This window comes from Bacillus sp. EKM501B (assembly GCF_011800505.1).
GTDB classification, from domain to species: domain Bacteria; phylum Bacillota; class Bacilli; order Bacillales; family Bacillaceae_G; genus Bacillus_A; species Bacillus_A cereus.
Genome location: NZ_JAALFZ010000014.1, coordinates 89,978 through 103,621 on the forward strand (window position 1 = coordinate 89,978; position 13,644 = coordinate 103,621).

Here is a 13,644-nt window from a genome sequence, read left to right on the forward strand (position 1 = left end):
GAGAAAGTAGGGATGAATTATGTTAATGACTAGACCAAATTTAAAAGGAAGAAGCTTTCTAGCAGAAAAAGATTTTACACAAGAAGAATTATTATATTTTCTAGATTTGGCAGCAGAATTAAAAGAGAAAAAGAAAAATGGTATTCCGCATCATTATTTAGAAGGTAAAAATGTAGCGCTCTTATTTGAAAAAACTTCTACTCGTACACGTTGTGCATTTACAGTAGCATGTACAGATTTAGGAGCAAATCCTGAATATTTAGGGAAAGGTGATATTCAACTTGGGAAAAAAGAATCTGTAGAGGATACAGCAAAAGTGTTAGGGCGTATGTTTGACGGAATTGAGTTTCGTGGATTTAATCATGAAACCGTAGAATCTTTAGCACAAAATTCTGGTGTGCCGGTTTGGAATGGATTAACAGATATGTGGCATCCAACACAAACACTAGCAGATTTATTAACAATTAGAGAACATATAGGGAAATTGAAAAATGTGAAGCTCGTTTACGTTGGCGATGGACGAAATAATGTTGCTAATAGCTTACTAGTTGGTGGAGCAATCGTTGGAATGGATGTACGTATTTGTACACCGGAATCTTTATGGCCTGCACAAGAAGTAATTGATTTAGCAAAAAAATATAATGAACAGGTAATGATAACAAGTAATGTGGAAGAAGCTGTTGCGAATGCAGATGTAATTTATACAGATGTATGGGTGTCTATGGGGGAAGAAGAAAAATTTGCTGAACGTGTCGAGTTATTGAAACCTTATCAAGTAAATATGAAAATGATTAAAGCAACAGGGAATGAAAACGTGATTTTCTTACATTGTTTACCTGCATTTCATGATGTTGAAACGATGTATGGCGAAGAAGTTTATGAGAAATATGGGTTGAAAGAAATGGAGGTAACTGACGAAGTATTCCGCAGTAAACATTCAAAAGTATTTGATCAAGCTGAAAATAGAATGCATACAATTAAAGCGGTTATGGCAGCTACTTTAGGAAATATGGAGTAAAGAAGAAAGGGAGTCTTCCTTTCTTCTTTCTCCTCCTTTAGACACGATCATTCACTATTGCTTTTGTATTGTTATTGCAATTTAAGAGAGGTGAGTGGAATGGGTGAAGATAAGAAATTAGGGTTGTTTACACTAACGGCTCTTGTAGTTGGGTCTATGATTGGCGGTGGAGCCTTTAATTTAGCGAGTGATATGGCAAAAGGTGCTGGTGCTGGAGCCATTATTATTGGCTGGGTTATAACAGGAATTGGGATGATTGCACTTGGATTATCTTTTCAAAATCTAACTGTAAAACGGCCAGATTTAGATGGTGGTATTTTTAGCTATGCAAAAGCAGGGTTTGGTAATTTCATGGGATTTAATAGTGCGTGGGGATACTGGCTATCTGCTTGGCTTGGAAATGTAGCTTACGGTACATTATTGTTTTCTTCATTAGGATATTTCTTCCCGATCTTTGAAGGCGGTCAAAATGTAGAATCCATTATTGGTGCAAGCGTATTATTATGGTGTGTTCACATGTTAATTTTACGTGGAGTTCAATCAGCAGCCCTTGTGAATTTAGTAACTACAATCGCAAAATTAGTACCTGTATTTGTATTTATTGTCATAGGAATCTTCGCGTTTCATATTGATACGTTCTTAGATGGATTTTGGGGGCAAGCTGGTTCTTTTTCATGGGGAGCAGTTGGCAGCCAAGTTAAAAGTACAATGCTTGTAACTTTATGGGTATTTATTGGGGTAGAAGGGGCTGTTGTTTTATCCAGTCGAGCAAAAAATAGAAGTGATGTAGGGAAAGCAACCGTTATTGGCTTAATTGGTACACTCATCATTTACATTTTAATCACATTATTGTCTCTTGGACTTATGCAGCAAGCAGATATTGCAGGTTTGAAAAATCCGGCTATGGCTTATTTATTTGAAAGTGTTGTTGGAAAATGGGGTGCTATCTTTATTAATTTAGGTTTGGTCATCTCTGTATTAGGTGCTTGGTTAGGTTGGACTTTGCTCGCTTCTGAAATTCCATATTTAGCGGCTAAAGATGGAGTATTTCCAAAATGGTTTGCAAAAGAAAATAAAAATAAGGCTCCAGTAAATTCATTATGGATAACAAATGGTTTAATACAAATGTTCTTGTTAACATTCGTCGTTTCTGATCAGGCGTATAACTTTGCATTCTCTTTAGCATCTTCAGCTATTTTAATCCCATATGCTTTTTCAGCGTTTTATCAACTGAAGCATAGCTTAAAGTCTGAAGAAGCAGATCGAAATAAAAATATAATAATTGGCTTGATAGCCAGTATTTATGGCGTGTGGCTAGTTTATGCAGCTGGTTTAGAGTATTTATTATTAACAATGACTTTATATGCGCCAGGTATTTTTATTTTTTACAATGTTCAAAAGCAAAAGAGTTCGAAGCAAATATTTACTCGAGTGGAATTAGCATCATCCGTAGCAATTGGTGCTTTAGCATTCTTTGCGATTTATGGATTAATTACAGGCAGTATTACTTTATAAAGCGCTGTGAAAGCGAAATCAACTGGAGGGCTGGCATATGGCACGAAGAAAAATTGTAGTTGCACTAGGGGGAAATGCGATACAGTCTGGAGAAGCTACTGCGGGAGCGCAGCAAGAAGCGTTGGAAAAAACGGCAGAACAACTTGTGAAAATAATGGAAAATGATGTGGATATAGTAATTGCGCATGGAAATGGCCCACAAGTGGGGAATATTTTATTACAGCAAAAAGCTGCAGAAACGGAAAAGACACCTGCAATGCCATTAGATACTTGTGGGGCAATGAGCCAAGGAATGATTGGATATTGGATGGAAAATGCGATTGAAAAGGCATTGAAAAAACGGAATATAAAAAAAGACGTAGCAACGGTTATAACACGCGTTGTTGTGGATAAAAAAGATGAGGCATTTAAAAATCCAACTAAACCAATCGGTCCTTTTTATACAGAAGAAGAGGCCAGAAGATTAATGGATGAAACAAAAGCAGTGTTTAAAGAAGATGCTGGTAGAGGATGGAGACGTGTTGTTCCATCACCGAAGCCTGTAAGTATTCATGAACATAAAGTGATTAATTCTTTGGTCGAAGATGGAAACATAGTGATAGCTGTTGGCGGAGGTGGAATTCCAGTAATTGATTCTGAAGAAGGGTTAAAAGGAACTGAAGCGGTTATCGATAAAGATTTCGCTGCACAGAAATTAGCAGAATTAGTAGATGCCGATACGCTCGTTATTTTAACTGCAGTTGATCATGTGTATGTAAATTATAATCAACCGAATCAAAAAAAATTAGAGCATGTCACAGTGAATCAATTAGAAGAATATATTGAAGAACAACAATTCGCTGCGGGAAGCATGCTTCCAAAAATTGAAGCTGCTATTAATTTTGTTAATACAAATCCAAAAAGAAAAACAATTATTACGTCTTTAGAAAAAGTATATGAAGCACTAGAAGAAAAAGCTGGTACTATTATTTCAAAACAGAATGTATGCATGTATGTTTAAATTCTTATGTACGCTACTTAGTAGTAAAAAAAGAATGGAGTTAGTAACTTCATTCTTTTTATTTATTAATATTTTTGTATTCATTGTTCATAAAGTTTTCATGATGAAATCTGAATATGTAAGTTAATTATGATAAAATTCAAATTGAATACGCTTTCTTGATTTTTCGCTCCAACATACAGCAAGAGAGAGGGAATTTTATGAATAGACGGAACGTAGTGAAAGACTTAAAGCAGTTCGAATTATTTGCTCATTTAACAGAAAAAAAATTGAAAGGCTTAACAGAGTTTGTTTATTGGCGAACTTATAAAAAAGGTCAATTTTTATTTTTAGAAGGGGATTCAAGAGAAAGAATTTACTTCATGTTAGATGGTTTTGTAAAGTTAGAGCGGGTTAATCAAAATGGGAACTTATTATACGATGACTATGTGAAGCGATATTCTATTTTTCCTTATGGTGGTATGTTTACAGACAGAGGATATAACTATACAGCAGAAGCAATGACGGATGTGGAGGTATATTATATTCCAACGGTAATCTTTGAAGATATGGTAAAGTCCAGCAGAACGCAATTGATGTACGTTGTTCAGCAATTATCATCTATATTAAAATTGAACGAAAATCGAGTGCAAAATATTACAATTCCTAATGCACAAGATCGTGTTATCCAAACGTTAAATTATTTAATGCAGGATTTAGGAGAACAGAGTGGAGAAAAGATTGTAATTTCATGTCCACTTACAACAATTGAAATATCCAAAATATCTGGAACATCTCGAGAGACAGTTAGCAGCGTATTAAAACAATTAAAAAATGATAGCATTGTTACAATTTTAGATAAAAAAATTACAATACATGATCCAACATATTTTGAAGAAATCTCTATGTGAAAATTGTATATTGATTTTTTAATTCATAGTGTATATTAATAAGGTTCTTTATATATTTATAAGGAACTTTTTTACGTTATCCTCTATAAAAAGATTGTATAGTATGGTAATAATAGCTAAAATCGATAATAAAATACAAAGTGAAGGGGAGAAAGAATGATTCGTATTGAGTATGATCGATTAGTAGCTATTTGTTACAGTATAGGGGTTTTGTTATTATTAAAAATTCCAAATGATAATGAATTAATTGGGGAAAAACTATTCAATGTCTATAAGGTTCCGATACATACGTATGTTTATATGGATTATAAAGTCTCAAATATATTGATTGTTTCTTTCATACTACATGTAATTGCATTTATATTATTTTTAAAATGGCTAGGAAAAAAGGAGTCTAGTACATTTAGAAAAACGAATAAGATAAAAGTAGTAGGCATTAGTATTTTGATTGTAATGATGCCGTTTATTTTAAATACAATCCTCCAGACATTGAATAAAACATGGTACTACGCAGGAAAAACAGGGGTAGAAGCAATAGAATATAAAAAAGAAGATAGCCAGTGTAGAATGGAGAAAAATGGAGAGAATATCCAACCGAAGTGCATTGTTACTTTAAAAAATTATCGTAATCATTCACAAGCATTAAAAGTTGTTTTATACGATAATGCAAACGAGAATTCAAAAAGCTATCCAGTACCGAAACCAGTCTATTTACAAAAACATGAGACAAAGCAATTCGAATTTCAAGTTCCTGTTTCTTATAATAGAGGTATTGAAAAAGATAAAGTACCAAATATTAAATTACATTCATTGCATGAAAATGATACGAAATACAATTAATCTGTAAGTAAAAGTTTATGAGTAGGAGCAAGAATTTGAAACGATATAGAAAATCAACTTGAATCATCCAACATACTGCGAGGTAACGGTATATTGGATGATTTTTTTATGTTATCCCCTTTTTTCACGTATGAAAAGGAGGAATACTTTGTTGGAAATGAAAAACATCACAAGGATCATACATGGTTTTTACTTTACGTAATCTGTGAAAGTTAGAGCCATAATAACTAGTTTGCCAATTTTTAATGTCGATATCGGGCCAGTTCACATAGTCACCTAGTGTATAAGGATCTAAGCTTTCTCGTAAACCTTTAACCCAGCGTATATTTCGATTTTCTTCATCATCGCATTTCCAAGAGGTAATGTATTCTTGAGCAATAATTGCTTTACGATGAAAATAAGCCGTTTTATTCGGCGAAATATTTTCAACAGCACCTATGAGCGATTGATGCCAAATACTAGCATCTTTATTCGGTGCATGAGAAAGAAAGTATTGCATGATTTGAATGCCTTTAAGGGGAATAGGTTTATAGACATAGGAACCAGAGCGCTTGAAATTTTCAGGGATGTTACCGCCATTAAAAAATTCAACAGCCTTTATATAAGGAACTTCTTCTATAAAGAGAGAGGGGCTACCAGTTTCAAGAAGAGGTGAAGAATGAGATTTACCTTTGTGAGAAATAAATAAAGCATAAGAATAAAGAATCTACATAGAGTTCAATGAAAACAGTTGCAAACTGTTCATATTTTGTTATGATAGTGTTACGAAAACGTTTGCATAAAATTCCGATGGGATGCAAAAGGAGAGAATGACTATGAATAAGACATGGTGGAAAGAAGCGGTTGCTTATCAAATTTATCCACGAAGCTTTATGGATTCAAATGGTGATGGTATTGGAGATTTACAAGGTATTATTGCAAAACTGGATTATTTAAAAGATTTAGGTATAGATGTAATTTGGATTTGTCCAATGTATAAGTCGCCTAATGATGATAATGGTTATGATATTAGTGATTATCAAGATATTATGGATGAGTTTGGTACAATGGCAGACTTTGATGCTTTACTAGATGAAGTTCATAAGCGTGATATGAAGCTTATTATTGATTTAGTTATTAATCATACGAGTGATGAACATCCATGGTTTATTGAATCACGTTCATCTAAAGATAATCCGAAGCGTGATTGGTATATTTGGCATGATGGTAAAGATGGTGCGGAGCCAAACAACTGGGAAAGTATTTTTAATGGTTCGGCATGGGAATATGATGAAGAAACAGAACAATATTATTTACATCTATTCTCACGTAAACAACCAGATTTAAACTGGGAGAATAAAGAAGTTCGCGAAGTACTATATGATACGGTTAATTGGTGGCTTGATAAAGGTATTGATGGTTTCCGCGTTGATGCGATCAGTCATATTAAAAAAGAAGAAGGCCTCAAGGATATGCCAAATCCAAAAGAGTTAAAATATGTGCCATCTTTTGATAAACATATGAATGTGAAAGGTATTCAACCTTTATTAGAAGAGCTAAAAGAAAATACATTCTCTAAGTACGATATTATGACTGTTGGTGAAGCAAATGGTGTTAAGATTGAAGATGCTGAGCTATGGGTTGGAGAAGAGCAAGGTAAGTTCAATATGGTATTCCAATTTGAACATTTAAGTTTATGGGATGCAGAGAAGAAGAAAGACCTTGATGTTGTAGGATTGAAAAAAGTATTAACGAAATGGCAAAAAGGATTAGAAAATAAAGGATGGAACGCTTTATATATTGAGAATCACGATAAACCACGTATCGTTTCAACATGGGGAGATGATAAACAATATTGGCGTGAAAGTGCAACAGCTCTAGGGGCGATGTATTTCTTTATGCACGGTACACCGTTTATTTATCAAGGCCAAGAAATTGGTATGACAAATGTTCAGTTACCAAATATTGAAGATTACGATGATGTAGCAATTAAAAATTTATATCGCGAGAAAATTGCAGAGGGCGTACCACATCAAGATATGATGGAGATTATATGGGCTTCTTGCCGCGATAATTCACGTACACCTATGCAGTGGAATGATGAGATGAATGCTGGTTTCACAACAAGTACACCTTGGTTTAGCATGAATCCAAATTACAAAGAAATTAATGTTGAAAAGCAAAAAAATGAAGAAAAGTCTATTTTCAATTTCTATAAGAAAATGATTGCCCTGAAAAAAGAGCACGATGTACTGAACTATGGTACGTACGATTTACTTTTAGAAGACGATCCACAAATTTATGCATATACACGTACGTTACAGGATGAAAAAGTCATTGTAATTAGTAATATCTCAAAAGAGGAAGCTGTGTATAATGAGGGTTCATTTGCACTAGAACGCAAACGTTTGCTTTTAAATAACTATGAAGTTGCGGAACATGAAGAAGTAACAACAATTGCTTTAAAACCTTATGAAACAAGGGTTTATCGCATTTCATAATAAAAAAGGATGCTCTTTGAGCATCTTTTTTTATGAAAAAAAATAAATTTCTATTGCAAAGTGAAAACGCTTTTATTAAAATAGATTTATGAAAACGGTTGCGTAAAAAAAGAAAAATGATATGAGGAATCGTTTTCATAAAAGGGACAGAAATTATAATTTAAATCATTATGTTGTTATAAATAAAGGGGAGGAAGAACAGATGAAAATTACGTCTTTTGATTTTTGGCAAAAGTTCGGGAAAGCTTTATTAGTTGTTGTAGCCGTAATGCCAGCAGCTGGTTTAATGATTTCCATCGGTAAGTTAATTGGTATGTCTGCTGGGGATGTTAACGCAGTTCATACAATCGCTCGCGTAATGGAAGACATCGGTTGGGCAATCATTACAAATCTACACATCTTATTCGCAGTAGCAATTGGGGGATCTTGGGCGAAAGATCGCGCGGGTGGTGCATTTGCAGCGCTATTAGCATTCGTCTTAACAAACCGAATTACAGGAGCTATATTTGGCGTAAACACTGAAATGTTAGCGGATTCAAAAGCGAAAGTTTCTTCAGTAATAGCGGGAGATTTAATTGTAAAAGATTACTTTACTTCTGTACTTGGTGCACCTGCATTAAACATGGGAGTGTTCGTAGGGATCATCACAGGTTTCTTAGGAGCTACTTTATATAACAAATATTATAACTATAATAAACTGCCACAGGCATTAGCATTCTTTAATGGAAAACGATTTGTACCATTCGTTGTAATTCTTTGGTCTACAGTTACTGCGATTGTATTATCACTTCTATGGCCATTCATCCAAAGTGGGTTAAATGAATTTGGTCGCTGGATTGCAGCTTCAAAAGATAGCGCACCAGTTGTTGCACCGTTTGTATATGGAACGTTAGAGCGTTTATTATTACCATTTGGTTTACACCATATGTTAACGATTCCGATGAACTATACAGAGCTAGGCGGAACATATACGATGTTAACTGGTTCAAAAGTTGGACAAGTTGTAGCAGGACAAGATCCATTATGGCTTGCATGGATTACAGATTTAAATAATTTACTAGCAAATGGAGATACGAAGGCATATAACGATTTATTAAATAACGTTGTACCAGCTCGTTTCAAAGCTGGACAAGTTATCGGCTCAACAGCAGCGTTAATGGGGATTGCATTTGCGATGTTCCGTAACGTGGATAAAGAAAAGCGTGCAAAATATAAACCAATGTTTTTATCAGCAGCATTAGCAGTATTCTTAACAGGTGTAACAGAACCAATTGAATTCATGTTCATGTTTATTGCTCCAGTATTATATGTTGTATATGCTATTACAACAGGACTTGCATTCGCGCTAGCTGATTTAATTAACTTACGTGTTCATGCATTTGGATTTATTGAGTTAATTACTCGTACACCAATGATGGTTAACGCAGGTTTAACAAGAGACTTAATCAACTTTGTTATTGTTTCATTAGTGTTCTTCGGTCTTAACTTTACACTATTTAATTTCTTAATTAAAAAATTCAACTTACCAACACCAGGGCGTGCAGGTAACTATATTGATAATGAAGATGAGGCATCAGAAGGAACAGGAAATGTACAAGACGGTTCATTAGCAACAAAAGTTATCGATTTATTAGGTGGAAAAGAAAATATTGCTGACGTAGACGCTTGTATGACGCGCTTACGTGTAACAGTAAAAGATTTAGATGTTGTTGCACCAGAAGCACAGTGGAAACAAAATGGTGCTCTAGGGCTTATTGTAAAAGATAAAGGTGTACAAGCGGTATATGGTCCGAAAGCTGACGTATTAAAGTCAGACATTCAAGATATGTTAGGTGCGTAATAATATGAAATTGCTAACTTTAAACTGTCATTCTTGGCAAGAAGAGAATCAAATAGAAAAGATACAATACCTTGCTAAAGTAATTCAAGAAGAAGAGTACGATGTCATCGCATTGCAAGAAGTAAGTCAGTCCATACAAGCTGAAAATGTATGCGGTAACAAGAAAGAAGATAATTTTGGACTTTTACTATTAGAAGAGTTAAAAGCGCTACATGTAAAAGATTACAATATTACTTGGGATCTCTCTCATATTGGTTATGACGTGTATGAAGAAGGATTAGCGATTATAACGAAGCATAATATTATAAAAGAAGATACGTTCTTCATTTCAAAAAACGAGGATACAACGTATTGGAAAACACGTAAAATTGTAAGTACAACAATTGCTTATAATGGTAAGGATATAACGTTTTACTCTTGCCATCTCGGTTGGTGGAATGATGAAGAAGAGTCATTCAAAGGTCAAGTTGATCGTTTGATGGAGCGTGTAGATAGCAATAAGCTCGCCTTCTTAATGGGGGATTTTAATAACAATGCTTGGTTGGAAGGCGAAGGTTATGAGTATATGATGCAAAAAGGGTTGTATGACACATATGAATTAGCAATAGAGAAGGATGAAGGAACGACTGTCCAAGGTGAGATTGCTGGTTGGGATGAAAATAAACATAATTTGCGAATCGATCTAATATTGTGTAACCAAAGTAAAAAAGTTCATTCTTCAAAAGTTATTTTCAATGGTACAAACAGAAATGTAATTTCAGATCATTTCGGTGTAGAGGTTCAATTGGATATATAATAGAAGAAATCCTCACAGAGAATAAAAGCTGTGAGGATTTTTTTTAGGAATACAAGTATTTCCAAGAGAAAATACTTGTATTTTTTATGACATTTCATATATATTTGTTATTATTGAATGTAAAACCGATTTGGTCATTTTGTATTCATACTTTGACTCACTTCGTTATATAATGAAGTAAGTGAAAGTTAATGGGAAAAAATAGTACGTTTTTGGTTAATACACGATGTAGAAAGTGATATAATTGCAAAATGTATGTATCATTTTCTAAAGAAGGAAAAATATATAATTAGGTGATAACTTCTATGAAACAAATTTGGCGTATTTATAAGACAGATTTACGGAATGTAGCCAAACATTGGGCTGCAATTGTTATTGTTTTAGGATTAATGATTTTACCATCGTTATATGCATGGTTTAACATTAAAGCTTCTTGGGATCCGTATGGAAATACAAAAGAGGTTCCCATTGCAGTTTCCAACCAAGATGCAGGTTCTAATTTAAGAGGGAAAGATATTAATATCGGGAAAGAGATTGTAGACTCCCTTAAGAAAAACAAAAATCTTGGCTGGAAATTTGTAGATGAAAAACAAGCAATTTACGGAGTTGAGCGTGGGGATTATTATGCAAGTATTACGATTCCAAAAGACTTCTCTGAAAAAATCGCAACTGTTCTGGATGAAAATCCGAAAAAACCAGAACTGGATTACTATGTAAATGAGAAAGTAAACGCGATTGCACCGAAGATTACAGCAAAAGGTGCATCAGGTATTACAGAAGAAATTAGTAAAAACTTTGTTAAAACAGCAAACGGTGAGATTTTTAAAATTTTCAATGACCTTGGAATCGATTTAGAAACAAACTTACCAAGTATCGAGAAAGTAAAAGATCTTGTCTTTAAGCTAGAAGCGCAGTTCCCAGAAATGAATACACTCATGGATAAGGCGTTAGATGATGCAACTCGAGCAGAAGATGTTGTGAAAGTAGCGCAAAAAGAGTTGCCGGTTGTAGAGAGTGTTATGAATGATGGGCAAGAAGCGTTAGGGAATTTAGATAAATTCTTTGCGAGAAATGATGAAACATTGAATCGCGCTCCGGGAACTATTAAAAATAATTTAACTGTAATGCAGCAGGGATTGGATGCTGCAGCGAAAATTACGGATTACTTAAAAAATCCGGCATTTGACTTTAATCTGACATTGCCAGATCCAGCTAAATTACCAGTCTTACCTAATATAACTATTCCACAAATACCAGAGATTCCAGCATTACCACAAGTGAATGGTGAAGGGTATAAAAATATTGCTAAAAATATTGATCAAACTGTAAACACTGTTTTCAATTCTACTCGTGTTGGAACGGCATATGTAAAGAGTGTTATGGATGGCCTTCAAAATAAAGGCGTGGATCCAGCTGTAGCACAGAAAAATGTGCAGGATGCTTCAAAGCTCCTCCAAGAGCGTATCGATAGTGTTTCATATTTGATTGATTTCTTTACAGCTTTCAAGGAATCAGCTTCCACGGAATTCGGTAAACAGTTCTTTGGAAACAGAGTGGAAAGTTTAACGGTGCTTAAAAATTCTATGGTGGATGCTAACAATAGGGTTAAGCATGTAGGAGATTTAATTAGTTCCGGACAAGAAGTTAAACAAGATGTGCGAGATGCTGTAAATCAAAAATTAGATGCAGTAAATAATTTAGTAAATCAAGCTGAAAAGGATTATAATGCAACGTTTGTAGCTGATTTTGAAAAAGCAGTAAGTACAGCTGAGCAACTGAAAAGTAAGGCTGAAAATGCGCAAGAAAATGCACAGCAGCTTAGAGGCAATTTAAATCAAGATATAAATAAGGCTAATGAGATATTAAACAATGGTAGAGAGAAATATGATAAAGCTGTAAATGATTACAGTAGATTAAAAACGGAGCTTGAAAAAGCAAGAGAAGACTTAAGTAACAAAGGTGTTAACGGATTAGATTCTACAAAAGTAGCCTTAAATGATTTGAATGGGCAGTTCAAAGCAAGTTGGAATTTAGTTAATGACATGATTCCAGTTCTGGAAAGTACAAATAAAGTGTTAGCTGATGTGAATAGTGATAAAAACCTTAATGGTACAATTTCTAAGTTAAATAAAGCAAAAGATGGTTTGCAAAAAGGAATGGATTTAACTGATAAAGGAATTGACGCTATTAATAAAGGTCAAAAACCAGCAGCTGATGTTATTGAAAGTATTAATCAAGTGTCTAAAAGTGTTTCGGGCCAAATTGGTGACATTTTAGCTAAATATGACTCAGAAATCACTCCAAATTTCAATGCAGCAATTGCTCGCACAAAAGAGATGTCTAAAAATACATCTCAAATTTTAAAAGAGGCAGACAAAAAGCTTCCAGATGTTAAAAAATTACTAGAAGATTCATCAAAAGGTTTAGTAGATGGTAAAAAGAAATTAGCAGACATTAAAGCTGAAATGCCAGCTACTGAGAAAAAGATTAAAGAATTAGCAGATAAAATTCGTGATTTTGAATCTGAAGAGGATTTAAAAGACATTATACGCTTATTGAAAAATGATGTTGAAAAGCAAAGTGATTACTTTGCGAATCCAGTAAATTTAAAAGAAAATAAATTATTTGCGATGCCGAACTACGGTTCAGCGATGTCACCATTCTATACAGTGCTTGCATTATGGGTAGGCGCATTATTAATGGTTTCATTATTAACGGTAGAAGTACACGAAGAGGGCGCGAATTATAAGAGCCATGAAATTTACTTCGGACGTTTATTAACATTCTTAACGATAGGTCTTTCACAAGCGTTTATCGTATCGATGGGAGATATATTCTTACTCGGTACGTACGTAGTCGATAAGTTCTGGTTTGTGTTATTTAGTTTATTTATTGGTGGAGTCTTCGTTTGTATCGTATACTCACTCGTTTCTATTTTCGGAAACGTTGGGAAATCGATGGCGATTATTTTACTTGTACTACAAGTAGCAGGATCGGGCGGAACATTCCCAATCCAAATGACACCAGCGTTCTTCCAAGCGATTTATCCGTTCTTACCATTCACATACGCAATTAGCGCAATTCGTGAAACAGTTGGTGGAATGCTTTGGGATATCGTAACGCGAGATTTACTTGTGTTAAGTGCTTTCGTAGTAGTTATGATTGTTGCTGCGTTATTACTGAAAACACCAATTAACAAATCAAGTGAAAAATTTGTTGAGAATGCAAAAGGAAGTAAAATCATTCACTAAAATAAAAGGTTCCT

The 13,644-nt window shown here is 34.2% G+C and carries 9 protein-coding genes and 1 pseudogene; 9 read left to right on the forward strand and 1 reads right to left on the reverse strand.

What is annotated here, in order from left to right:
• The first annotated feature begins 19 nt into the window (after window positions 1-19).
• The 5 genes from argF (at window position 20) to HFD78_RS21920 (ending at window position 5,263) form a co-directional block, all read left to right on the forward strand.
• Window positions 20-1,018: an ornithine carbamoyltransferase gene (gene argF, locus HFD78_RS21900; RefSeq protein ID WP_000930289.1), complete on the forward strand. Its 999-nt coding sequence runs from the start codon at window positions 20-22 to the stop codon at window positions 1,016-1,018.
• A gap of 99 nt (window positions 1,019-1,117) precedes the next feature.
• Window positions 1,118-2,533 (forward strand): arginine-ornithine antiporter, encoded by a 1,416-nt coding sequence (gene arcD / locus HFD78_RS21905; RefSeq protein WP_000503410.1) that lies wholly within the window; start codon window positions 1,118-1,120, stop codon window positions 2,531-2,533.
• A 37-nt stretch (window positions 2,534-2,570) separates the two neighbouring features.
• Window positions 2,571-3,533 (forward strand): carbamate kinase, encoded by a 963-nt coding sequence (gene arcC / locus HFD78_RS21910; RefSeq protein ID WP_000113948.1) that lies wholly within the window; start codon window positions 2,571-2,573, stop codon window positions 3,531-3,533.
• Window positions 3,534-3,733: 200 nt separating this feature from the next.
• Complete coding sequence (locus tag HFD78_RS21915; protein WP_001081905.1) at window positions 3,734-4,423, forward strand: Crp/Fnr family transcriptional regulator; 690 nt, start codon at window positions 3,734-3,736, stop codon at window positions 4,421-4,423.
• A 156-nt stretch (window positions 4,424-4,579) separates the two neighbouring features.
• Window positions 4,580-5,263: a hypothetical protein gene (locus HFD78_RS21920; protein WP_000619194.1), complete on the forward strand. Its 684-nt coding sequence runs from the start codon at window positions 4,580-4,582 to the stop codon at window positions 5,261-5,263.
• A gap of 124 nt (window positions 5,264-5,387) precedes the next feature.
• Here the strand turns inward: HFD78_RS21920 and HFD78_RS21925 are convergent.
• Window positions 5,388-5,924: pseudogene (locus HFD78_RS21925) on the reverse strand (BBE domain-containing protein); the annotation flags it as partial.
• Between the two features lie 154 nt (window positions 5,925-6,078).
• On the opposite strand from HFD78_RS21925, the gene HFD78_RS21930 reads away from it, so the two are divergent.
• From HFD78_RS21930 to HFD78_RS21945, 4 genes are all read left to right on the forward strand, one after another.
• On the forward strand, window positions 6,079-7,743 hold the full coding sequence (locus tag HFD78_RS21930) for a glycoside hydrolase family 13 protein (protein ID WP_001044703.1): 1,665 nt from the start codon (window positions 6,079-6,081) through the stop codon (window positions 7,741-7,743).
• A 202-nt stretch (window positions 7,744-7,945) separates the two neighbouring features.
• Window positions 7,946-9,583 carry a PTS transporter subunit IIBC gene (locus HFD78_RS21935; protein ID WP_000705571.1) on the forward strand — a complete coding sequence of 546 codons (1,638 nt, stop codon included), beginning with the start codon at window positions 7,946-7,948 and terminating at the stop codon, window positions 9,581-9,583.
• A 4-nt stretch (window positions 9,584-9,587) separates the two neighbouring features.
• Window positions 9,588-10,379, forward strand: a complete 792-nt coding sequence (locus tag HFD78_RS21940; protein WP_000771992.1) for an endonuclease/exonuclease/phosphatase family protein — start codon at window positions 9,588-9,590, stop codon at window positions 10,377-10,379.
• 305 nt (window positions 10,380-10,684) lie between these two features.
• Window positions 10,685-13,630, forward strand: a complete 2,946-nt coding sequence (locus tag HFD78_RS21945) for a YhgE/Pip domain-containing protein (protein WP_000810092.1) — start codon at window positions 10,685-10,687, stop codon at window positions 13,628-13,630.
• Window positions 13,631-13,644: the final 14 nt, after the last annotated feature.

Coding starts and splice junctions, on each gene's coding strand:
- arcC (WP_000113948.1), top strand. CDS start 2,571: ATGGCACGAAGAAAAATTGTAGTTGCACTAGGGGGAAATGCGATACAG.
- HFD78_RS21930 (WP_001044703.1), top strand. CDS start 6,079: ATGAATAAGACATGGTGGAAAGAAGCGGTTGCTTATCAAATTTATCCA.
- arcD (WP_000503410.1), top strand. CDS start 1,118: ATGGGTGAAGATAAGAAATTAGGGTTGTTTACACTAACGGCTCTTGTA.
- HFD78_RS21940 (WP_000771992.1), top strand. CDS start 9,588: ATGAAATTGCTAACTTTAAACTGTCATTCTTGGCAAGAAGAGAATCAA.
- argF (WP_000930289.1), top strand. CDS start 20: ATGTTAATGACTAGACCAAATTTAAAAGGAAGAAGCTTTCTAGCAGAA.
- HFD78_RS21915 (WP_001081905.1), top strand. CDS start 3,734: ATGAATAGACGGAACGTAGTGAAAGACTTAAAGCAGTTCGAATTATTT.
- HFD78_RS21920 (WP_000619194.1), top strand. CDS start 4,580: ATGATTCGTATTGAGTATGATCGATTAGTAGCTATTTGTTACAGTATA.
- HFD78_RS21945 (WP_000810092.1), top strand. CDS start 10,685: ATGAAACAAATTTGGCGTATTTATAAGACAGATTTACGGAATGTAGCC.
- HFD78_RS21935 (WP_000705571.1), top strand. CDS start 7,946: ATGAAAATTACGTCTTTTGATTTTTGGCAAAAGTTCGGGAAAGCTTTA.